This is a genomic window from Streptomyces sp. HD (assembly GCF_028369295.1).
GTDB lineage: Bacteria > Actinomycetota > Actinomycetes > Streptomycetales > Streptomycetaceae > Streptomyces.
Map to the genome: position 1 here is coordinate 216,298 of NZ_JAQMYP010000007.1, position 21,291 is coordinate 237,588.

General features: G+C 70.4%; 17 protein-coding genes and 1 pseudogene. 13 read left to right on the top strand and 5 right to left on the bottom strand.

Features of this window, described 5'->3' with window-relative positions; genetic code table 11:
* Positions 1 to 31: 31 nt before the first annotated feature.
* Positions 32 to 565, top strand: a pseudogene (locus POF73_RS09860) (polysaccharide deacetylase family protein); the annotation flags it as partial.
* Between the two features lie 64 nt (positions 566 to 629).
* Here POF73_RS09860 and POF73_RS09865 read toward each other — a convergent pair.
* From POF73_RS09865 to POF73_RS09875, 3 genes are read right to left on the bottom strand one after another with little or no spacing between them, the layout of a single operon-like run.
* Positions 630 to 2,006, bottom strand: coding sequence for a glycosyltransferase (locus tag POF73_RS09865; RefSeq protein ID WP_272114167.1), 1,377 nt, complete (start codon positions 2,004 to 2,006; stop codon positions 630 to 632).
* Positions 2,003 to 3,436 (bottom strand): carboxylate--amine ligase, encoded by a 1,434-nt coding sequence (locus tag POF73_RS09870; RefSeq protein ID WP_272114168.1) that lies wholly within the window; start codon positions 3,434 to 3,436, stop codon positions 2,003 to 2,005. The genes POF73_RS09865 and POF73_RS09870 overlap by 4 nt, the downstream gene beginning before the upstream one ends.
* Before the next feature lie 13 nt (positions 3,437 to 3,449).
* Complete coding sequence (locus tag POF73_RS09875) at positions 3,450 to 4,865, bottom strand: exopolysaccharide biosynthesis polyprenyl glycosylphosphotransferase (protein WP_272114169.1); 1,416 nt, start codon at positions 4,863 to 4,865, stop codon at positions 3,450 to 3,452.
* A gap of 125 nt (positions 4,866 to 4,990) precedes the next feature.
* On the opposite strand from POF73_RS09875, the gene POF73_RS09880 reads away from it, so the two are divergent.
* Entirely contained in the window at positions 4,991 to 6,241 is a 1,251-nt protein-coding gene (locus tag POF73_RS09880; RefSeq protein ID WP_272114170.1) for an NAD(P)-binding domain-containing protein, read from the top strand.
* Between the two features lie 28 nt (positions 6,242 to 6,269).
* Here the strand turns inward: POF73_RS09880 and POF73_RS09885 are convergent, their stop codons facing one another.
* Positions 6,270 to 7,271: a glycoside hydrolase family 43 protein gene (locus POF73_RS09885; RefSeq protein WP_272114220.1), complete on the bottom strand. Its 1,002-nt coding sequence runs from the start codon at positions 7,269 to 7,271 to the stop codon at positions 6,270 to 6,272.
* Between the two features lie 152 nt (positions 7,272 to 7,423).
* On the opposite strand from POF73_RS09885, the gene POF73_RS09890 reads away from it, so the two are divergent.
* The 3 genes from POF73_RS09890 (at position 7,424) to POF73_RS09900 (ending at position 10,041) form a co-directional block, all read left to right on the top strand.
* Positions 7,424 to 8,086 carry an NUDIX domain-containing protein gene (locus POF73_RS09890; protein ID WP_272114171.1) on the top strand — a complete coding sequence of 221 codons (663 nt, stop codon included), beginning with the start codon at positions 7,424 to 7,426 and terminating at the stop codon, positions 8,084 to 8,086.
* A 103-nt stretch (positions 8,087 to 8,189) separates the two neighbouring features.
* Positions 8,190 to 9,173 carry an aldo/keto reductase gene (locus tag POF73_RS09895; RefSeq protein WP_272114172.1) on the top strand — a complete coding sequence of 328 codons (984 nt, stop codon included), beginning with the start codon at positions 8,190 to 8,192 and terminating at the stop codon, positions 9,171 to 9,173.
* A gap of 58 nt (positions 9,174 to 9,231) precedes the next feature.
* On the top strand, positions 9,232 to 10,041 hold the full coding sequence (locus POF73_RS09900) for a DUF427 domain-containing protein (protein ID WP_272114173.1): 810 nt from the start codon (positions 9,232 to 9,234) through the stop codon (positions 10,039 to 10,041).
* A gap of 16 nt (positions 10,042 to 10,057) precedes the next feature.
* Here POF73_RS09900 and POF73_RS09905 read toward each other — a convergent pair whose 3' ends face one another.
* Positions 10,058 to 10,780, bottom strand: a complete 723-nt coding sequence (locus POF73_RS09905) for a TetR/AcrR family transcriptional regulator (protein WP_272114174.1) — start codon at positions 10,778 to 10,780, stop codon at positions 10,058 to 10,060.
* Positions 10,781 to 11,039: 259 nt separating this feature from the next.
* Here POF73_RS09905 and POF73_RS09910 point away from each other — a divergent pair, with 259 nt between their 5' ends.
* The 8 genes from POF73_RS09910 to POF73_RS09945 all read left to right on the top strand — a co-directional run bounded on the left by POF73_RS09910 (position 11,040) and on the right by POF73_RS09945 (position 21,224).
* Positions 11,040 to 13,142 (top strand): Agd3-related carbohydrate-binding protein, encoded by a 2,103-nt coding sequence (locus tag POF73_RS09910; protein ID WP_272114175.1) that lies wholly within the window; start codon positions 11,040 to 11,042, stop codon positions 13,140 to 13,142.
* Positions 13,139 to 14,752 (top strand): GT4 family glycosyltransferase PelF, encoded by a 1,614-nt coding sequence (gene pelF, locus POF73_RS09915; protein ID WP_272114176.1) that lies wholly within the window; start codon positions 13,139 to 13,141, stop codon positions 14,750 to 14,752. The genes POF73_RS09910 and pelF overlap by 4 nt, the downstream gene beginning before the upstream one ends.
* Positions 14,749 to 16,167, top strand: coding sequence for a hypothetical protein (locus POF73_RS09920; RefSeq protein WP_272114177.1), 1,419 nt, complete (start codon positions 14,749 to 14,751; stop codon positions 16,165 to 16,167). The genes pelF and POF73_RS09920 overlap by 4 nt, the downstream gene beginning before the upstream one ends.
* A 35-nt stretch (positions 16,168 to 16,202) precedes the next feature.
* Positions 16,203 to 16,940 carry a sugar phosphate nucleotidyltransferase gene (locus tag POF73_RS09925; RefSeq protein ID WP_272114178.1) on the top strand — a complete coding sequence of 246 codons (738 nt, stop codon included), beginning with the start codon at positions 16,203 to 16,205 and terminating at the stop codon, positions 16,938 to 16,940.
* On the top strand, positions 16,937 to 17,851 hold the full coding sequence (locus tag POF73_RS09930) for an NAD-dependent epimerase/dehydratase family protein (protein ID WP_272114179.1): 915 nt from the start codon (positions 16,937 to 16,939) through the stop codon (positions 17,849 to 17,851). Before POF73_RS09925 ends, POF73_RS09930 begins: the two co-directional genes overlap by 4 nt.
* A gap of 10 nt (positions 17,852 to 17,861) precedes the next feature.
* Positions 17,862 to 18,809: an endo alpha-1,4 polygalactosaminidase gene (locus POF73_RS09935; protein ID WP_272114180.1), complete on the top strand. Its 948-nt coding sequence runs from the start codon at positions 17,862 to 17,864 to the stop codon at positions 18,807 to 18,809.
* Positions 18,810 to 18,912: 103 nt separating this feature from the next.
* A complete protein-coding gene (locus tag POF73_RS09940) occupies positions 18,913 to 20,253 on the top strand; it encodes a nucleotide sugar dehydrogenase (protein WP_272114181.1) in 1,341 nt (446 codons plus the stop codon).
* Positions 20,250 to 21,224 carry an NAD-dependent epimerase/dehydratase family protein gene (locus POF73_RS09945; protein WP_272114182.1) on the top strand — a complete coding sequence of 325 codons (975 nt, stop codon included), beginning with the start codon at positions 20,250 to 20,252 and terminating at the stop codon, positions 21,222 to 21,224. The genes POF73_RS09940 and POF73_RS09945 overlap by 4 nt, the downstream gene beginning before the upstream one ends.
* Positions 21,225 to 21,291 lie beyond the last annotated feature (67 nt).

The window sequence follows — 21,291 nt, forward strand, 5'->3', positions numbered from 1 at the left end:
CCCCATCGCCTCCAGGCAACCGCTGGTGCTGATGTACCACGGTGTCGGCCTGCGCTCCGCGAGCCAGGACCCGTTCTGCCTGTTCGTCCCGCCCGACACCCTCCACCGGCAACTGCGAGGGCTGCTCGACCGGGGCTGGACACCGCTGACACTCCACCGCTATCTGCGCGGCGACTTCCCCGGACGCAGTGTGCTGGTGACCTTCGACGACGGCTACCGGGGCCTGCTGGACGAGGGCGTGCCGGTCCTGCGGAAACTGGGGTTCCCCGCCACCGCGTTCGTGCTCAGCGGCGTACTCGGCGGTACCTCCGCATGGATGGCCGAAATGCCCGACGAGCCGCTGCTGGACGCCGACGGTGTGCGCGCCCTGGCCGACGCGGGACTGGATGTCGAATGCCACGGATGGGACCACAGCGACCTCGCGAACGCCGAGCCCGGGACCCTCGTACGCAATCTCAGGGATGCCGCGGCGGCCCTGGCCGAGATCACCGGCAGGCGTGCCCGTGCGTTCGCCTACCCCTACGGGACGCACGACCCCGCCGCCCGCAGGGCAGCGGCCGAAGCCGGGTTCGAGGTCGCGTTCAGCGTGCACGACGGCGCCGGGCGCTACGCCATCCCGCGCGTCGACATCAACGCCACCGAGATCGACGCGACCTTCCGGCTGAAGACCTGGCGCGGCTACCCCGCCATCCGCCGGGCGTCCGGGGCAGTGCCACTGCTGCGCCCCGCCCTGCACTCACTGATCGGCTTCGCCCAACGGCCCTGACGACCCTGGCGGCTTCGCCCAACGGCCCTGATGACCCTGGCGGCCTCGCCGGCCCTGACGGCCTCGCGGGTCCTGACGGCCGTGCAGGCTCGCCGCCCAGACAACGGCCGTGCACGCTCGCCGCCCAGACGCCGCGGGCATCGTCGTACACGGTGTACATCCGCTCCACGACCTGCCGTACGTCGTGATGGCGGCGGATGTGTGCCTCCGCCTCCGCACCGAGCCCCCGGCCCGTCGCCGGATCGGCAAGCAGGCGGGCCATCGCGGCCGCGAGCGCGCTCGGGTCCTCCAACGGGACGACGGCGAACGGCACATGGCCGGGCGGGAGGAACTCCCGCGCCCCCGGCACATCGGTGACGACGACAGGGCGGGAGCAGGCCATGGCTTCCAGCGGGGCGAGCGCCATCCCCGCTTCCCAGCGCGAGGCAAGGACCGCGAGATCGGCCGCGAGATACCAGTCACGAGGGTCTGCGACGGCTCCGGCGAAAGCGACGGACGACGACGCCCGTGCCGCCAGAACCGAACGGTCCGGCCCGCCCCCGACAAGGACCAGTCCCGCCCCCGGTATCCGCTCCTCGACCTCCGTCCAGGCGTCGAGCAGCACGTCCTGCCCCTTCTGACGGCACAGCCGCGCCACGCACACGACCAGGGGACCGGTGCCGCACACTCCGAGCCGCCGCCGCGCGACGTCACGCGATGACGCCTGCGGCGGGGTCAGCCAGTCGAGGTCCACCCCATTGCGTACGACGGTGTACCGGGACCGGATGCCGGCGGCCGCCCCGTGGGCCCGCTCGCCCTCGCTCACGCACACCACCTGGTGCGCCCAGCGCGCTCCCGTCCTCTCCCACCGCACCGTGGCCCTCCGCAGGGCGGCGGCGGACACGGCGTCGAACGACCAGGCGTGCGGCTGATAGACGGTCGGCAACCGCCCGCGGATCGCCAGGCGGCCCGCGAGTCCCGCCTTCGCGCTGTGCAGGTGCACCACGTCCGGACGCACCGAGCCCACGATGCGCCGCACTGAGGCGACCTCGCGCGGCAGCGCCGGACCGGGGGAGCGCACGGCATCCCACCGCACCACCCGGGCCCCGCGCCGCGCGGCCGCCAGCCACAGCGTGCCGGCGATCGGGCAGGCCACGATCACCTGGTCGCCTCTCGCGCACTGCCCGGCAGCCAGGTCCGTGACCACCCGGGCGACACCCGCCTCGCTCGACTGCGCGATGTGCAGGATGGTCCGCCTCACGGCGCCGCACCCTTCTGCGGCAGAAGCCGACCTCCTGGAGCCGCGCTGGCGTCGTGCGACTCGACGGTGCTCGGGCCGGAGTTGCTTGAGCCGGTGCCCTGCGAGTCGGTCCCGTGCGAGCCGGTGTCCTTCGGCAGCGCCGCCTCACCCCGTGCCGCCTCACCCCGTGCCGCCCCACCCGGCGCACCCTCGCCCACGCCCCCCTCGCCCGGACCGCTGTTGCCCCCGGTCACCCTCAGCCGCAACGGCTTCGTCAGCCTGCGGGCGACCGTTCCGCTGAACCGCACCGCCTCCGCGACGGCCGGCACCGGATCGTCCCGGCTCACCCAGGCCCGTTCGAGGTTCCGCCGGGGCAGCGGCTCCGGGAGCCGGCGGTCGCGCCAGGCGGTCACCGCGGTCGACACGGCGTCCAGGTTGCCGACGATGAAGCCCCGGCCGTGGATCTGCGATCCGTCCGAAATGCGCCGGCCCGTCAGGTCCAGGTACATCGCGCGGACCACGTCCAGTCCCTGCGCCGTGTTGAAGAGGCGGAACTGCTGTCCGAACCGGGGATTGAAGTCGATCAGCTTGTAGCGGCCGTCACGCCGGTCGAACCGCCAGTCGAGGTCGGCGATCCCGCAGTAGCCGATCGCCCGGCACAACTCGGCGGCCAGCGTCGCGAGGACGGTGTTGCGCCGCGCCCACGCCCGGGTGGTGAGGCCCGACTTGGGCGGCCAGGAGCGGAACTTGTGCCCGGTGAAGACGAGCCGGGGTACACCTCCCGCGCCGCAGTAGAGGTGGGTGAACCACTCCTCAGCGATGTCGAGAGCGATGTGCTCCTGCACGATGACGGAGGGGGACTCGGCCGCCCCGCACCGGGCGAGCAGCTCCTCCTCGTCGTGCACGACCGTGGTGTGCCCCATTGCGGAGTCGTTCAGCTTGGTGAACGGCTCCCTGTCCTTGAGGACCACCGGGAAGCCCCACTCACGGCTCACCGCGACCAACTCGGCCCGGTCGACCGGCGATCGGGTCCGCGGAGTGGGCACCCCGTGCTCCTCGCAGATCCGGTGCAGCCCCTCCTTGCTGGCCACCCTGCGAGGCAGCGCCGGCGGCACGGGAGGCAGCACGAACCACTCGGCCAGCCGGTCGGCGTTCTCCGCCAGCAGCACGGCGGCCTCGTCGCCCTCCGCCACGGCCACGGTGGGGCGGCCGATCTCCCGGCCCATCCGCAGGAGGAGCGAGACGAGTTCGGACGTTTCCTCGGCGCCGGTCGTCGGGCGGACGAAGCGGCCGGTGAGGTGGCGCGAGAGGGCGACCGGAGTGAACCGGTCCTCGACCATGGCGTACGCCGGAACGCCCATGCGTCCCAGGGTGCGCACCACGCCGAGCCCGCCGTGGAGTTGGGGGAAGCGCCCCACCTTGACGAGCAGTGCCGGTACGGAGTCGCTCATGACGGGCTCCCGGTCAGCAGGCGCCGGTCCGGCGCACGACCGCGGACGGCGTCCGCAGCAGGATGGACAGGTCCAGGGCGGGCGACCAGTTCTCGACATAGCTCACATCGAGCCGGTCCCGCTCGTCGGTGGGCAGGCAGGAACGACCGCTGACCTGCCACAATCCGCTCATCCCCGGCTTCACGAGGAGCCGGTGACTGCCGTCCTCGCTCAGGCGGGCGACCTCGTCCTTCACCAGAGGTCTCGGACCGACCAGGGACATGTGGCCCGCGACCACGTTGAACAGCTGCGGCAGCTCGTCCAGTGAGGACGTGCGCAGGAAGGACCCCGCTCTTGTGACGCGCGGGTCGTCGGGGATCTTGAAGAACCGGTCGCAGCCGTAGCGGTTGAGGTGGGCGAGCCCGGGCTTGAGCCGTTCCGCGCCACGGTGCATCGACCGGAACTTCAGAAGGGTGAACTCTCGGCCGTCGCGGCCGATGCGGCGCTCCCGGAAGAGCGAGGGGCCCGGGCTGTCGAGCCGTACCCATACGGCGATGGCCGCCATCAGCGGCGCCAGCAGCAGTATGCCCAGCAGGGCCAGCAGACGGTCGGTCAGTTCTTTGGGGACGCGGGACCGCGTGGAGAGCCTGGGCGCGCGCAGCTGTAGCAGGGGCACCCCGGCGACCGGACGCAACGCCAGCCTCCCGGGTGTGACGTCGGCGAGGACCGGCGCGAGCAGCAGGTCGACGCCCGCGGCCCGCAGCTCCCAGGACAGGTGCCGCAGCCGTTCGGAGCCCAGTTCGGGGCCGGGCAGGGCGATGACCGCATCGCAGCGGGTCCGCCGTACCGCCTTGAGCAGGTCCACGGCTTCGTTGGGCCCGTCGGTATCGCTCCCGGGGGCCGCCGGGCCGGTGAGGCAGACGGCCACGACCTGCGGTCCGGGGGAGTATCCCCTCCTCAGCGCCGCGAGCAGCTCGGCGGCGGACTCGGCGGGTCCGAGCACGAGCACCCGTTCGGCGTCCCCGCCCCGGCCCGAGCCGGAGCGCATCCTCGCCCGCCGGGACCGGCGCAGCCCGAGGGTGAGCGCGGCGGCGAGGGGCAGTGCGATCAGGGCGTCGCGCAGCAGGTCGTCGCGGGGTGCGAACAGCCAGGCGGTACCGGCCGCGGCGGCGGCGACACAGGTTGCCCGCAGTACCGGGCGGAGGTAGTCCGCGTGGGCACCGGGCCCGTACATGCGTTGTGACGTCAGGAAGAGCAGCCACAGCGGGACGAGCACGGCCGGGACGTACCAGCGATGGGAGAACATCAGCACCCCGCCCGCGGCGAGGGCCGCGGCGAGCGCGTCGAGCGCGAGCAGGACCGGCAGCGGAGAGCTGCGGCCCGGACGCCTGTGCGTCCCTTCCGCGGTCCTCGCCGGTCCGGTGCGGGTCGATTCCTCTACGACGGCCACGGCTCGCTACCTCACCTCTTGGCCGGTCTTGATTGCCCTGATATGTACGTTTACGATGTATATATACATACGCCGGAAATGGGGCAGTAGTCAAGAAGTCGCTGATGGGAAGGTCGGCCAGCGCCATGAAGCCACCAGGAGACACCGAAGTCGCCGTGATAGGCGCAGGTCCTTACGGGCTTGCCGTCGCCGCCCACCTGCGGGCCCGCCGAGTGGCGTACCGGATCTTCGGTGAGCCGATGGAGGGCTGGTGCTCGCACATGCCGCGCGAGATGTATCTCAAGTCGTCGCCCTTCGCCTCGTCGATCTCCGCCCCCGCCCCAGGACATGGGCTCGGGGACTTCCGGGCCGAGGAAGGGCGTCCGCGGGGCCGCGAGCGGGAACCGGTGCCGCTGTCCGAGTTCGTGCGCTACGGGCTCTGGTTCCAGCGGAACTGCGTCCCCGAGCTGGACCGCACCGCGGTACGCCACGTCGATCGCTCCCGTGCCGGCCGGTACCGGGTCACGCTGGACTCCGGGGACGAGTTCACCGCGCGCTCCGTCGTCGTCGCCACGGGAGTCAACCCCTTCGCGTACATTCCGCGCGAGCTGACCGAGCTACGGGAGCACGGCCTCGTCTCGCACACGGCGGACCACACGGACCTGTCCGTGTTCGAGGGCAGGCGCGTCATCGTCGTCGGCGGCGGTCAGTCGGCCCTGGAGACGTCCGCTCTGCTGAACGAGGCCGGAGCCCAGCCCGCGGTGGTCGCCCGCACCCGTCCGTCCTTCGGCCCGCCCCCCGAGGCCGACCGGGCGCAGGACCGTCCGCTGCACGCCCGACTGCTGTGGCCGGAGGCCGCGATGGGCACCGGATGGCCGCTGGTGGTCTGCAGCCGCGGGCCCTCTGCCATCCGGCATCTGCCGGCCCGGATCCGGGCCCACCTGCTGCGTACGGTCCTCGGACCCTCCGGCGCCTGGTGGCTGCGGGAGCGGGTGCAGGGCCGGGTCCCGGTGCTGTCCGGCCGCAGCCTCCACTCGGCGGCGCGCGAGAACGGCGGAGTACGTCTGCGGGTGCGCAACCCCGGCGGCGACGTGGAGACCCTGTACGCCGACCACGTCATCGCGGGGACCGGATACCTGGTCGACGTCGACCGGGTGGAACTGCTGAGCGCAGAAGTGCGCCGGGCAGTGCGCAAGTCCGCCCCGGAGCCACCTCAACTGGCCGGTGCGCCCCAACTGTCCGCCGACTTCCAGTCGTCCGTGCCGGGCCTGTACTTCGCGGGCCTTGCAGCCGCCCCCACCTTCGGACCACTCCTGCGCTTCGTGTGCGGCACGGGATTCGCCGCCCGCCGGATCAGCACCGCACTGGCGGCGAACGGGTCGCCACAGGGCGGCTGAGCCCGTCGTCCGCCTCCGTCGAGTCCGGTCATCCGCCGCCGTCGAGGTCGGTGCGCCGGCGCAGCACCCGCAACTCGTCGCCGTCGAGCCGCATCTCGTACAGCTTCCCCCGCGCGTTCTCGAAGGGGCGATGGAGGATCATCATCAGCTGGTCGTCGAAGGCGTGGAACAGCATGCCGTGACCGCTGTCGTCGCGGACGAGCGGCCGCCGCTGTTCCCACGGCCCTTCGAGGTGACCGGACCTGGAGACGGCGTAGGTCTGCACATGGCCGCCGCTGATGGTGCCGTCCGGTCCGGCCGTGTGTTTCTCGTACGTCGACCAGAGCATGAGCGGTGCGCCCTCGGGGGTGCGGTGGAGCTGCGGGCCGTCGGTGACGCAGGGCGGGAGCTGATGCGGTACACCGGCGGGGATCTGCTCGCCCAGCCAGGGCGCGTCCGAGGCCTTGAACAGGTAGACCGGGTCTCCGACGGCCCGGGACAGGTCGGGGGCCAGCCGGATCGCCTCCATCGTGCCGTCGACGGTCTGCAGCCATTCGTGCGCGTACACCATCCAGGGCTGCCCGGACGGGGCGACGTAGAGGGTGCCGTCGAGGTTCATGAGGTGGTCGGGCGGGGTGGGGCGTGCGGGGTCGACGACCGTGAAGGGGCCCAGCAGCGAGTCGGACACCGCGATGATCGTGCCGCGCATGTGGTGCGGGAGCTGGAACGGCGTTCCCCAGGGGCCCGGCGGCGGGACCGGGAGCGGCTTGTCCTGGTCGTGCAGCGTGGTGAACAGGAAGTACTTGCCGCCCCAGGCGTGCACCTCGGGCGCCCAGCCGCCGCCGATCGCCCAGAGCCCCTCCTGCTCGCCGGTCCGGAAGACGACGACCGGGCGCATCCAGTACCGCAGGTCGTGGCTCCGGTAGACCATCGTGCCGGTGCCCTCCACGCCCGACACGGACGGGTCGTTGGAGGTGTAGAGGTAGTAGGTGCGCGTCCTCTCGTCGGCGACGACGAACGGATCGTGCAGCGGCACGCCGGGCAGTCGCATCAGATCGGGCTCGGCCACGGCCGAGGAATAGGGCGACGTCGTGCCGCCACAGGTGCCGGGATGGTAGAAGCGGGCATGACCAACTTGCTCTTCCGCAGGGCCCTGTCCTTCCGCGGGGCCCCGCACACGCCCTTCCGTACGGCGGTCTCCCGATGACCGCCGGTATCGACACCCCCGACCGGCGCGGCCGTACCGGACTCGACCGGACCGGCCGGGACCTGACCGGCAACCCCCGGGTGAGGGTTCTGGACGTGCGGCTGCTGTCCAGCCACTGGTACGTCGAGCGCACCACCACCTTCGACTTCCGGCACGCCGACGGCAGTTGGAGCACCCAGGAGCGCGAGACGCACGACCGCGGCAACGGGGCGACCATGCTGCTGTACGACGCCGAACGCGAAACCGTGCTGCTCACCCGCCAGTTCCGCTTCCCCGTCTACGTCAACGGACACCCCGACGGCATGCTCGTCGAGACACCGGGCGGCCTGCTCGACGACGATGACGAGCACCCGGAGATCGCCGTGCGACGCGAGGTCGTGGAGGAGACCGGGCACACCATCGGCGAGGTCCGGCACGTCTTCGACGTCTATATGAGCCCGGGCTCGGTCACCGAACGCGTCAGCTTCTATGCCGCCGCCTACGGCCCCTCGACCCGCACCCACGAGGGTGGCGGCCTGGAGGAGGAGGGCGAGGACATCGAGATCGTCGAACTGCCCTTCCGCAGGGCCCTGGAGATGATCCGCACCGGCGAGATCGCCGACGCGAAGACCATCATGCTGCTGCAGTGGGCGGCACTGGACGGGCCGTTCGCCCGCTGAGGACCCCAGGTCCGTGCGCACTCCCTTGACTTGAAGTGCGCTTCAGCATGAAGACTCCGTTCGCGTGCCCCGAAGGCGGGCGCGCGAACGGGAGGCTTCCAGCATGAGGTACCGCACCATCGGCACAGCCCCGGACAACCGCCGTGAGGTGAGCGTGCTCGCGCTCGGCGCGATGCTGTTCGGCTCGCGGACCGACGAGGAGACGTCGTTCGCCGTACTCGACCGCTATGTCGAGGCCGGCGGGAACTTCATCGACACCTCCGACAACTACGCCTTCTGGGAGGACGGCGGCCAGGGCGGCCAGAGCGAGCAACTGCTCGGCCGCTGGCGGCGCAGCCGCGGCATCGGCGACGAGATCGTCATCGCGACCAAGCTCGGTGCCCGCCCCCTGGCTCCCGGCACCAGCTACGTCGACAACCCGGAGGGCCTGTCGGCGAAGGTGATCCGCGAGTCCGCGGAGCGCAGCCGGGAACGGCTCGGCGTGGCGAAGCTCGACCTGCTCTACGCCCACATCGAGGACCACCGGGTTCCTCTCCGGGAGACCGTCGAGGGATTCGCCGAACTGGTCGCCGAGGGCACCGTCGGTCTGCTCGGCGTCAGCAACCACGCCGTGTGGCGGGTGGAGCGGGCCCGCGCGATCGCCGCGGCGGCCGGACTGCCCGGCTACGAGGTGCTCCAGTACGCCCACAGCCATCTCAGGCCCCGCACCGACGTACCCGGCGACCTCTTCCCCGACGGCAGCCTCGGCCACGCGGGCCCGGATCTGCTCGGCTACCTGCGCGCCGAGCCGGACCTGACCCTGGTCGCCTACTCGCCGCTGCTGAAGGGCGCCTACGTCCGCCCGGACCGGCTGCCCTCGGACTTCGACCACCCGGGCACCCCGGCCCGCCTGACGGCTCTGCGCGACGTGGCCCGGGAGACCGGCGCGACCGTCAACCAGGTCGTGCTGGCCTGGCAGATCGGCGGTGAGCTGCCGGTCGTCCCGCTCGTCGGCATGTCGTCGGTGGCTCAGCTGGAGGAGAACCTGGCCGCCGTCGACCTGGAACTGACCCAGGAGCAGCGGGCCCGGCTCGACGGAGCCCACTGACCGCGCAGGGCACGGACCGCCGCAGTACGCTCCAGACGGAGCCGAAGGAGAGTGGATCATGACCACTTTGCCCACCGAGCGATCCGTCCGGACCACCCCCGAAGGCCTCAGGTGGGAGCCCAGCGAGCGCTGGGTGCGCGGATACAAGGGCGATGTCGCCGTCGTGGACAGCCGCCATCCGGTCCTCGTCTGGGAGCCGAGCCTGCCCGTCCCGCAGTACGCCTTCCCGCGCGAGGAGGTCCGCACCGACCTCCTCCGCCCGGCGAAGCGACCCCGGACGGGCAGGCACACCGGATCCCAGATCTTCTACGACCTCGAAGTCGCCGGCGAAGAGGTGCCGAACGCCGCGTGGACCTTCCCCTCGGACGAACTCGCCGGGCATATCGCCTTCGAGTGGTTCGGGCGCTGGGACAGGGGCCTGGACCGCTGGTACGAGGAGGAGGAAGAGATCTTCATCCACCCGCGCGACCCGCACAAACGGGTGGACGCGCTGCCGAGCAGCCGCCATGTGCAGGTCGAGATCGCGGGCACGGTCGTGGCGGACACCCACCACCCGGTGCTGCTGTTCGAGACCGGCCTGCCCACCCGGTACTACATCCCGCGCGAGGACGTCCGCCTCGACCTGTTCGACGCCACCGACCACAGCAGCGGCTGCCCGTACAAGGGCCGGGCCCAGTACTGGACCTGGCGCGGCGCGGACGACGTCCCGCGCAACATCGTCTGGAGCTATGCGGAGCCGCTGGCCGCGGTCGGCCCTGTGAAGGGGCTGCTCGCCTTCTACAACGAGGCCGTCGACATCGTCGTGGACGGTGAACGCCTGGAGCGCCCGGTCACGCCGTTCAGCGAGATGCTGCGCACGCCGACCTGACCGTTCCTCCCCGTGCCTACTCCCGGATGAACCGGTCGAACAGGGCGTCCAGTCCGACGGCCAGTCCGTCCGGTCCGCCCCGCTTGGCCAGCGCGGTGGCGGTCTCCCGCAGCGTCGGCATCTCCTGGGCCGACAGACGGTGCAGGCCCAGGCGCAATGCCGGGTCCGGCTCGTCGGGGTCGTCCACCGTGGGGCGCAGCTGCACGGACACATAGCCGAGGATCCAGGCGGTGAACGCCTGGAAGGCGGCGGCGCTGCGGACGTCGTCGAGCCCGGCCTCGCGCAGCAGCCGGAGCACCCGCTCGTGGTCCCGCAGGACGGCGGCCGGCGGCCAGGCCGGCGGGATCGCCGGCACGCGGGTGGCGAGCAGCGGGACGGCGTGGGGGTGGGCGTGGCAGGTGTCGTACGTCGCGCGGGCGATCCGGTGGAGTTCGGCGCGCCAGGCCGGCATGCCGGGCGGTGTGGCGGGGCCGGGCGCGGTGATCAGGCGTTCTTCGAGTTCGCTGTAGAGGGACTCGACGACGCCGTCCAGGAGGGCTTCCTTGCTCACGGCGTACCGGTAGAGCGCCATCGCCTCCACGCCCAGTTCGGTGCCGAGGCGGCGCATGCTCAGTGCCGGGAGGCCCTCGCGGTCCACCAGGTCCAGCGCGGCGGCCCGGACGCGTACCCGGTTGAGCCCGCCGAGACGCGCGCTGTCGACGGCGCGATGCGCCGGGCCGGCCTCTGAGCCATTCGCCATGCCACGCCTCCGCCCTCGCCTTGACGGTGTGCACCTGCGCGTTTAAATTGTACGTTTACATCGTAAATATAGCAGAAGGCTGTCTCGAATCCTCTGGCCGGCCCTGATGTGTCCCCGCCTGGCGGCGGTGGCGGATCGGGGCCGGTTCCTGCTTGACCATTCGGGTGGGTGGGTGCAAAGTGGGCGTATACGACGTAAGTTTACTAGTTAGGGATACACCCCATCGTGACCGGATGAACAAGACGCTCTAGGAAGTTCGATGAAGTTGAGCGCCCTTATCAGGAAGCCTCGTGGTCCGCTGATCCTCCTGGCCCTGACGGTCGGTGTCATCCCCTTGATCATCACGTTGGCCTTGGCGCCCGACGGATCCAGTTGGCAGGCGATCCCGGATGCTCCGAACGTCCCGGACGCCCCGGAGACGGAGGCGACTCCGCCCGCACCCCAGGTCCCGCGCAAGGAAATCGTGCCGGTGCGCGGCGACACGGCCACGGAGGGCCCGGCGGAGCCGGGTGACAAGGTCGCCCTGCGGCAGCTGGTCATCGCGGCCCACGCCCAGGATTTCGGGCTGTCGACCTGGCGGACGATCCTGGACCGGATCGGCACGCCCTACGACGTCCTGCTCACCAAGAGCGATCGACTCGACGCGGACCGGCTGGTACGCCCGGACGGCACCGGCCGGTACAACGCCATCCTGATGACCAACAACACTCTGACCGATGCCACGGGCTCCGACACCGTCGGCCAAGCGGAGTGGGACGCCCTGCGGGAGTACGAGAGCACCTACAAGGTGCGGCAGGTCTCGCTGAACACCGCCGCGGCCGGCTTCCCCTGTTTGAACGCCGGATCCGAGGGGCCGGTCGGCACCGGGGCGGCCGATGTCGCGCTGACCGACGGCGGCCGGAAGATCTTCGACTATCTCGCACCCGGCATACGCATCCCGCTCACCCGGGCATATGTGTACCGCTCGACGCTCCGGGCGGGCTGTGGCGCGCGACCGGTCCTGACCCTCGGCTCATCGGTCGTCGGCACGCTCCACGCCGGCACGGACGGCCGGGAGGAACTCGGCGTGGGATTCTCCATCGGGCGCGGTGACCTGCCGGGTAACCTGCTCGGCTTCGGGTTGGTGCGATGGGCCACCAGGGGCGTCTTCCTCGGCGAGCAGCGGCACTGGCTCAACGTCGACATCGACGACTGGTTCCTCCCCACGCAGCACGGTGGGCCCACGGCGCCGGCCGCGCAAGCGTTCCGGATCACGGGCCCGGAAGCACTCGCGCTCAGCCGGCAGCAGGCCGACTTCCGGCGCCGGTATCCACTCGCCGAGGGGTTCAAGCTCACCCTGGCCTACAACGCGAGTCTGATGAACCCCGACGCACCGGCGCAGTGCCGTCCGGGGAACACGCCGGACGAACTGACGAGCTACACCCGCTGCCTCATGGACCAGTTCCGTTGGATCAACCACACGTCGACCCATCCCCAGATGAACACGACGTCGTACGACCGCAATCACGACGAGATCAGAGAGAATCTCGCAAGGGCGGCGTCGATCGGTCTTCCGGTCCCCACGGCGGTGCTCAAGACCCCGGAGTACTCGGGCCTCGGCGCATTCGCCCGCGAAGAGCACTCACTGGCCGACCCCGTCGATCACGGTCTCAAGGCCTCCAACAAGGCGCTGCTCCGGGCGGCGCACGACGTCGGTGTCAAGTACGTGCACGGCAACATGTCCTTCCCCGGCCACCAGCCCGACTGCTTCAACTGCGGTGTCCGCCACCCGCTGCAGTCGGACCTCATGGTGGTGCCGGACTGGCCGGTCGCCGTCGCCTTCCAGGCGATCTCGCCGGAAGAACAGGTGGCGCACTACTACAACAGCTCGGACGCCGAGAAGGACACAGCCGCCAAATACAAGAGGTCCATCGACCAGCAGGCCGATCTGGCCCTGGTGCACCTGATGACCGGCTCGGTCTACGCGCACACCCTCCACCAGAGCAACGCGCATCAGTACGCGCCCGGCAGGTGCCTCACCTTCGACTGGTTGCAGGCGCTCGTCGCCAGGTACACCGCGTACTTCCAGGTGCCGCTGAAGAACCCGGACTGGCTCACCCTCGCGAAGTACGTGAAGGCCCGCACCAGCCATTTCGCCGAGCTCGACAGCCGTCGGGACGCCGTGTGGAACCGGGTCACCGACGCCATCACCTACACGCCGGGCGCGGACGGTTCCCTGTTCATCACCGGCGTCGCGACCAGGCCCGCCACCGACTCCGACCAGGACGGTCCGGACGAGGCGGAGAGGTACGGCTCCGACCCGGTCTCCCGGCTCGGTCTGCACGAGGGCGACACCGTCACACTCACCGCGAGGCCGCGATGACCAGCCCGGTACGGGTCGATCGAGGCCAGGACCGCGGCGATCCGGGTATCGATCCCCGCTATGCCGCCTCGGTTCCCGGCGACCCGGTTGCCGACGACGCGGGCAGGTCCCTGCGGGTCCTGCTGGTCGCCGAGGGGACGTACCCCTACCACACGGGCGGGGTCAGCCTGTGGTGCGACCAGATCATCCGGGGCATGCCGCAGAACTCCTTCACCGTCGTGGCGCTCACCGTCGACGGCACCGAGCCTTCGGCGTGGCCCGCGCCCGACAACCTCGCCAGGGTCGTCAACCTGCCGATGTGGGCCGTACTGCCGTGGCCCGCGCGCAGTCCGGGACCACCGAGGTCGCTCGTCGAGGCGCACGAGAACTTCCTGCGGGCGCTGATGCGTCCGCCCCGGCCGGACCCGGACCAGGACCGGCAGCTGGCGGAAACCTTCCTGATCATGGCGCGGACCATCTTCGACCACGCCGAGACCGACGATGTCCGGGCGGCGTTCATCTCCAACCAGGGGCTGGACCGGATGATGCGAGCGTGGCGGGAGGCGGGCGGCGACGACCAGGCCGACGCGGCCGGTCAGGGCGGCACGCTCACCCTGTACGACGCGTTCACCGCGGCCGACCTCATGGAACACGCACTGCGTCCGCTGACCCGCCCCCCGATCGACGCCGACGTGTGCCACCTCGCCATGTGCGGGCCCTGCGTCCTCGTCGGGTTGACCAGCAAATGGGCCTACGGCACACCCCTGGTGATGTCCGAACACGGCGTCTATCTGCGCGAGCGGTACATGGAGAGCCTCCGCGAACCCCACCCGAGCGCCGGTCAGTTGCTCATGCTCCGCTTCTGCCGGGCGCTGACGGTGGCGGCCTACCAAGCCGTCGACGTGCTGGCACCGCACTCCCAGTACAACCGGCGCTGGCAGCTGTACGGCGGAGCCGACCCGGCACGGATCCGGACCATGTACAACGGCATCAACCCGGCCGACTACCCGCTCGCCCAAGGGGAGCCGGACGTCCCGACGATCGTGTTCATCGGCCGGATCGACCCCTTGAAGGATCTGCACACACTCATCAGGGCGTTCGCCCTGGTACGGCGCGAAGTCCCCGAAGCCAGACTGCGCATGTTCGGTCCGGTGCCCAGGGAGAACAAGACCTACCACGCGAGCTGTGTGGCGCTCGTCGAGGAACTGGGCCTGACGGGCGCCGCGGTGTTCGAGGGCAGGGTGCCCCGTCAGGTGGACGCGTACCAGGCGGGCCATCTGACCGCTCTGACCAGTACGTCGGAGGGATTCCCCTACACCGTCGTGGAGTCCATGTCCATGGGACGACCGCAGGTCTGCACGAACGTCGGCGGTGTCTCGGAGGCCGTCGGCGAGGGGGGAATCCTCGTACCCCCGGGTGATCACTCCGCGGTCGCGGAGGCCTGCGTGCGGCTGCTCCGCGACCCCGGACTGCGGCAGCGGCTGGGCGCCGCCGCGCGGGCCCGGGTGCTGGAGAAGTTCACGCTGTCCCAGTGGAACGACGGCTATCGCAGGATGTACGACGACCTGGTGCCCGACCAGCCTTCGGACACCCGCCGCATCGCGGGCCGGGAGAGGGCGGCGATCCCATGAGCCAGGTCGACAACCACGCGAACGCCGGCCCGCCGCGGGAAGCCGGCCCGGTCGGGCAGCTCGTGGCGACACTGGAACCGAGTCCTCCGGTCGTCGTCGACGAGCTCCACACGGCCACCCTGCTCGAACGCCGGGGCATCACCGACCAGGAGGCCCGCGACAAGTACGGCTGCGAGGACGTCTTCGCGCTGGCCGGGGAGCTGTTCCGCAGCCTGCCCGACCGCTCGGCCCTGCCCCAGGACGAAACGAGCGCACGTCCACCGCACCGCTTCGTGCTGCTCACCCACGGCCTGCTCTACTCGGTTCCCGGCGTGGTGTATCCGGCGGTGCTCGTCGCCATCGGTGCGCCCGCGTTGGTACGCGGGATGCTGCTGGCCACCACGCTGGGCTGGGTCTGGGGCATGGGCACCAGCGTCGCCGCCTACCGGCTGCTCGGGCAGGGGTTCCCGCAGGCGGCCGCACGGACCTGGCGCCGGCTGGCCGCGCTCGGACTGGGCATGGCGGTGGCGGACGCCACGCTGCTCGCGGCCACCGGTGAAGGCGGAGCGGGACTCGTCGTGTTCGTCGTGCTGCAGATGAGCTTCCAGCTCACCTCGGGCATCCTGGTCTTCTACCGCATGGAGTGGCGCCTCGCGGTGATCGTTGTGCCCGCCTTCACCGCGGGCGCGGCCCACCTCGCCCACGGGTACGACGCCGAGCACGCAACTCCCGTGCTGATCACCGCCATCGGCTGCTGCGCGCTGGCGATGGGAATGGCATGGTGGGCCACCGTCCCGACGAGACAACCGCGTGACCGGGCCCCACAGGCCCCCGTCCAGGCCGCGATGTTCTCGGTCGTGCCCTGCATCGCCTACGCCGTGCTGTCCGCCCTGTTCCTGCTGTACAACACCGTCCCCTTCGTCACGGCGCCCCTGGACCTCGCCCTCGCGATGGCCCCGCTGGTGCTCGGCATGGGCACGGTGGAATGGCGTACGCACCGGTTCAACGTCCAGTCCGTCGCACTGGTGCATCGCGTGCACGCGACCGCTGAGTTCCATCGCCGTGTGTGGCGTCTGCTGCTGCGCGAACTCGCCATGTGCGTCATGGTCCTGGCCGTGCTCGGCGCACTCCTGCTCACCGCCCTTTCCGTCGCCGGACTCCTCACCCCGCGCGGAGTGCTGCTCGTCGGCGCGTACCTGGTGCTCGGCGGCGCCTACTTCCTCGGGTTCATCACGGTCAACCACGGTCACTTCCGCGAGATTCTGGCGATCACGGCCGTGGTTCTCGTGCTGAACGTCGCCGCGACCATGACGCTGTCACCGTTCTTCGAGCCCTACGGGGAGGTGCCGATCTTCCTGGCCGGCTGTGTCGCTCTGCTCGCACTTCTGCTGCTGGCCCTGCGACTGAATCTCGGGGATGTCCATCACTACAGGTGATCCGAATCGGGCTCAGTTCCCAAGGAGGTCATGTCATGCATGTAGCGATCCTGGCGGGAGGCCGTGGGGTCCGCCTGAGGCCCTACACCACGGCACTCCCCAAACCGCTGATGCCGATCGGCGGTGAGTACGCCATCATCGACATCATCCTTCAACAGCTCAGGGCCCAGGGCTTTAGGCGTGTGACGCTCGCGGTGGGCCATCTCAGCGCGCTGATCCGGGCGTTCGTCGGCGACGGAGCGCGCTGGGGAATACGGGCCGACTACGCGGAGGAAGACCAGCCGCTGGACACGATCGGACCGCTGTTCAACTTCCTCGACCGGCTGCCCGAGCACTTTCTGGTGATGAACGGGGACGTGCTCACCAACCTCGACTACGCCTCGTTCCTGCGGGACCACGAGGGGTCGGGCGCGCCCCTGACCATCGCCAGCTACCAGCGCAAGGTCAAGATCGACTTCGGCACGCTGGAGACGATCGGCGACCGCCTCGTCAGGTTCAGCGAGAAGCCGACGCTGTCCTACGGAGTGAGCATGGGCGTGTACGCCATCTCCGGCAAGACACTCGCCCAGTACCCGAAGAACACGCCGCTCGGCTTCGACGAGCTGGTCCTCGACCTGCTGGCCTGCGGCGAGCGGCCGAGGGTGTACGAGTTCGACGGCTACTGGATGGACATCGGCAGCCCCGACGACTACGAAGAGGCCAACCGCTGCTTCCAGGACATGCGTTCCACACTGCTGCCGACCCTCTCGGCCGCCGAGGAAGTGGTCGCATGACCGCGACGGTGCTGCTGTTCGGCGCATCGGGTTTCCTCGGCCGCTCGGTCGCGGATTTCCTCGCCCGTGACCCGCGCGTCGGCACGCTCATCAGGGCGAGCCGGCGGCAGCGGGCGGAGGACCCCGGGTGGGTCCGGCACGACCTGGTCGTGCAGCCTCTCGACGAGCTCGCCGCGTTGTTGCAGCGGGCCGGTCCCGATGTCGTCATCAACTGCGCGGGCCGGCTGTCCGGTGACACCGTCACGCTGGTGGAGGCGAACACCCTGGTCACCGCCCGTCTGCTGGAGGCGATGAAGACGGTGGTCCCGGCCGCGCGGCTGGTGGTGCTGGGTTCGGCCGCCGAGTACGGCGCGGTCACCCCGGGCAGGCCGGTCGCCGAGGACGCGCCGGGCAACCCCGTGAGTGCGTACGGGGTGACCCGGCTGGCGAGCACCCGGCTGATCGAACTCGCCGCGAGCGAGGGGTCCCTGGACGCCGTGGCGCTGCGGGTGTTCAACCCGGTCGGCCCCGGACTGCCGCCCGAGAACCTGCTCGGCCGGGCAGCGCAGGGCATTCGGACGGCGTTCAGAGACGGTGCCGACGACATCACACTCGGACCCCTGGACGCCTACCGGGACTTCGTCGACGTACGGGACGTCGCGGCGGCGATCGGCGAGGCGGCGCTGGCCGAACGCCTGCCGCAGCCCGTGCTCAACGTCGGCAGCGGTACCGCGGTCCGGGCGCGTGAAGCGGTCGCCCTGCTCGCCGCGACGGCAGGGTTCACCGGGCGGGTGCACGAGTCCGCGGCGGCACCGGCACGGTCCCGGCAGGTGCGGTGGATCGCCGCCGACGTGCACAGGATCCGCGGCGTACTCGGCTGGCAACCCACCCGTGACCTCGAAGTATCGATCCGGGCGAGCTGGGAAGGCTGAGAGTCCCGTGATGTCGCAGCGGATCCTGAGAGCAGCCATCCTGGCGTGCTGCCTCGTCGTGTTCACGGCCTGTTTCACCCCCGAGGGCGTGAAGCAGCTGGACCGGACGCGCGCCGGCACACCCCCTCCCGCTCCCGACCACCCCGACGACATCACCAGCGCGGTGGTGCAGCTTCAGGGGTACCAGGACGGGACCCTCGACGCGTTGACCCGCGGGCCGTATCAACTGGCGGTCGTCGACCTGGCCAGAGATGCATCGGCGTCGTATTTCACGGCCGACGAGATCAGCCGGCTGAAGCGGTCCGGCAAGAAGGTTCTCGCGTATTTCGAGATCGGGTCGCTCGAATGGTTCCGGCCGGACTATCCCGGCTTCCGTGAGCGGAACCCCGATCTCATCATCCGTGAATGGTCGGACTGGCCGGGGGAGTACTTCGTGAAGTACTGGGACGATCGCTGGTGGGAGGAGGCCATCAAGCCGCGTGTGGACCGGGCGATCGCCGCCGGGTTCGACGGGGTGTTCCTCGACACCGTGGTGGCCTACGACGAGATCGAGCTCGCCTGGGTGCCCGGCGAGAGCCGGCGTGATCTGGCGGCGAAAATGGTCGCCCTGCTCAGCCGGATCAGCTCGTACGCCAAGGGAATCGACAACAGATTGTGGGTCTTCCCGCTGAACGCCGCGGAGTTGCAGCACTACCCCGGGTATCTCGATGCCATCGACGGGATCGGTGTGGAAGGGCTGTTCTTCCAGGCCACCGACGTCCCGTGCGACGACGATTTCTGCGCGCCGAAACTGGAGGCGACCCGCGCGCTGCGGAAGGCCGGAAAGATCGTGTTCGCGGTCGACTACGCCAACCGGCCCGAGAACATCGCCAGTGCGTGCCGCAGTTACCGGAAAGAGCGCTTCGCCGGCTATGTGACCGTGCGTGATCTGGACCAGGTCCTTCCGCCCTGTCCCTGACCGAAGAGCCCTCGACCGAATTACCCCGACCGTATTACACCGACCGAACTACCCCCGCCGAACCACCCCGACCGAACTTCTCGAACCGGCAGGAGAGCCGATCATGAGGGAAGCAGAATCACGCGAATTTCACCGGATCGGCATCATCGGCATGGGATATGTCGGCCTGACCCTGGCCGCGGCCATGGCCCGCAAAGGCTACGAGGTCCATGGAGTCGACGTGCAGCCGTCAGTGCTGGAATCCCTGGGACAGGGCCGGGCCCATGTCTATGAACCGGGCGTCGACGACACGTTCGCCCGACTCGTCGGCAAGAACATCTTCATCGCCTCCGAACTGCCCGACGAGCCCGTCGACGCGGCCATCATCTGCGTGTCCACGCCGGTCGACGAGGCGACCCGCGAGCCGTTCCTGAAGAACCTGGCCGCGGCCGCCGAGCAGGTGGCCGACCGCTGCACACCCGACACCCTCGTGGTCGTACGCAGCACCGTGCCGGTCGGGACCAGCCGCGCGGTGGTTCTCCCACCGCTGACGCACGCCTGGGGCGGGGCCCGGCTGGTGATGGCACCGGAACGGACCGTTCAGGGGCGGGCCCTGCGGGAGCTGCTGGAGCTGCCCCAGGTCGTGGGCGGGCTCGACGAGGACAGTCTGCGCCTCGGCCTGGCCCTGTTCGGCGGCCTCGCCAAGGAGGTCGTGCCCGTGTCCAGCCTGGAGGCCGCCGAACTGGTCAAGCTCACCAACAACTGCCACACCGATGTGATCTTCGCGTTCGGCAACGAGGTGGCCGAGCTCACCGAACGCTTCGGCCTCGACCCGCTCGAAGTGATCAGGGCCGCGAACCTGGACTATCCGCGACCGGACATCCACAAGCCCGGATACGTGGGCGGCGGCTGTCTGTCGAAGGATCCCTACCTCATGTCCTCCGGCGCCGAACGCGTCGGGTACGTACCGCAGTTGGTCGGTGCGGCCAGGAGGCTGAACGAGGACCTCCCGGTCAATGTCGCGAACAAGGTCGTCGACATGATGCGGGAGACGGGCGGCACGACCCTGACCGTGCTGGGCTGGGCCTACAAGGGCTGGCCCCCCACCGACGACATGCGGGGCACGCCGATCGAGACGATGATGCCGGTCTTCGCGGCATCCGGACTGCGCGTCCTCGGCCATGACCCTCTGGTGGGCGCCGACGTGATCCGCGCATACGGCGGGGAACCCGTCGACCTCCATACCGGATTCCACGAAGCCGACGCGGTCCTCGTCATCACCGACCACCCCGAATACCGCAACCTCGACGTGGGCCCCGAACTCGACGGCACCCACGTGCGGCTGGTCTTCGACTCCTGGCGGATCCTCGACGCGCCCGAGATCACGGCCCGCGGCGTGCGCTACGCCGGCCTCGGCTACCTGCCCGAGACCACCGCTCCTCCTGTCCCGGCGGTGACGACATGAAGGCGCTGATACTCGGCGGTGCGGGCTTCATAGGGCTCCATCTGACCAGGCGACTGCTGGGCGAGGGACACTCGGTCACGATCGTGGACGACTTCTCGCGCGGCCGGAACGATCCCGAGCTGGCGTCCGTCGACGCCGACGTGCTGCACGCCGACCTCACCGACCCCGCCTGCTTCCGGGACATCCCGCACGGGTGGGACCAGATCTACCTGCTGGCCGCCGTCGTAGGGGTCCGCAATGTCGACAAGGACCCCGCCCGCGCAATCCGGATCAACACCTTGGCGTTGCTCAACACCCTGGACTGGATACGGCCGGGAGAACACCTCTTCTTCGCCTCCACCAGCGAGGTGTACGCCGGCGGGGTCAGCGCCGGCATCGTCCCCGTGCCCACTGCGGAGACCGTGCCCCTGACGGTGGACGACATCACCGCACCCCGCTACGCCTACGGGACCAGCAAACTGCTCGGTGAGGCCGCGGTGATCCACACCGGCCGGGCGAAGGAGATCCCGTACGTCATCGGACGGTTCCACAATGTCTACGGCCCCCGGATGGGCGCGGCCCATGTGATCCCGGAGGTGGCCCTGCGGGCGCTGCGCCACGAGGACCCGTTCACGGTCTTCGGCGCCGATCAGTCCCGGGCGTTCTGCCATGTCGACGACGCCGTCGAGGCGGTGTACCGGCTGATGGCCGACGGGGTCGGCGACGGCCGGATCGTCCACATCGGCAACGACACGGAGGAGACCAACATCGCGGACCTGGTCAAGCTCATCCTGCGCGTCACCGGCCACAACCCGGTACTTGAGTACCGGCCCGCCCCAGCGAACTCGGTCGCCCGCCGCTGCCCCGACCTCACCCTCCTGCGCTCCCTCACGGGATACGTCCCGACGGTGTCCCTGGACGACGGCGTACGGCACACCGTCGACTGGTACGCGCGGAACGGGCAGCCGACGGACGCGCCGCTCAAGGTCTGACCGGCCGAGCTCTGCCCCGGGACCGGAAGCGGCTCAGGGTCTGACCGGCCGAGCTCTGACCGGCGAC

Bases quoted from the DNA above. Each gene is read 5' to 3' on its own strand.
- POF73_RS09870 (WP_272114168.1), bottom strand. From the start codon at position 3,436: ATGAGCGACTCCGTACCGGCACTGCTCGTCAAGGTGGGGCGCTTCCCC.
- POF73_RS09880 (WP_272114170.1), top strand. From the start codon at position 4,991: ATGAAGCCACCAGGAGACACCGAAGTCGCCGTGATAGGCGCAGGTCCT.
- POF73_RS09885 (WP_272114220.1), bottom strand. From the start codon at position 7,271: ATGCGACTGCCCGGCGTGCCGCTGCACGATCCGTTCGTCGTCGCCGAC.
- POF73_RS09890 (WP_272114171.1), top strand. From the start codon at position 7,424: ATGACCGCCGGTATCGACACCCCCGACCGGCGCGGCCGTACCGGACTC.
- POF73_RS09895 (WP_272114172.1), top strand. From the start codon at position 8,190: ATGAGGTACCGCACCATCGGCACAGCCCCGGACAACCGCCGTGAGGTG.
- POF73_RS09900 (WP_272114173.1), top strand. From the start codon at position 9,232: ATGACCACTTTGCCCACCGAGCGATCCGTCCGGACCACCCCCGAAGGC.
- POF73_RS09905 (WP_272114174.1), bottom strand. From the start codon at position 10,780: ATGGCGAATGGCTCAGAGGCCGGCCCGGCGCATCGCGCCGTCGACAGC.
- POF73_RS09910 (WP_272114175.1), top strand. From the start codon at position 11,040: ATGAAGTTGAGCGCCCTTATCAGGAAGCCTCGTGGTCCGCTGATCCTC.
- pelF (WP_272114176.1), top strand. From the start codon at position 13,139: ATGACCAGCCCGGTACGGGTCGATCGAGGCCAGGACCGCGGCGATCCG.
- POF73_RS09920 (WP_272114177.1), top strand. From the start codon at position 14,749: ATGAGCCAGGTCGACAACCACGCGAACGCCGGCCCGCCGCGGGAAGCC.
- POF73_RS09925 (WP_272114178.1), top strand. From the start codon at position 16,203: ATGCATGTAGCGATCCTGGCGGGAGGCCGTGGGGTCCGCCTGAGGCCC.
- POF73_RS09930 (WP_272114179.1), top strand. From the start codon at position 16,937: ATGACCGCGACGGTGCTGCTGTTCGGCGCATCGGGTTTCCTCGGCCGC.
- POF73_RS09935 (WP_272114180.1), top strand. From the start codon at position 17,862: ATGTCGCAGCGGATCCTGAGAGCAGCCATCCTGGCGTGCTGCCTCGTC.
- POF73_RS09940 (WP_272114181.1), top strand. From the start codon at position 18,913: ATGAGGGAAGCAGAATCACGCGAATTTCACCGGATCGGCATCATCGGC.
- POF73_RS09945 (WP_272114182.1), top strand. From the start codon at position 20,250: ATGAAGGCGCTGATACTCGGCGGTGCGGGCTTCATAGGGCTCCATCTG.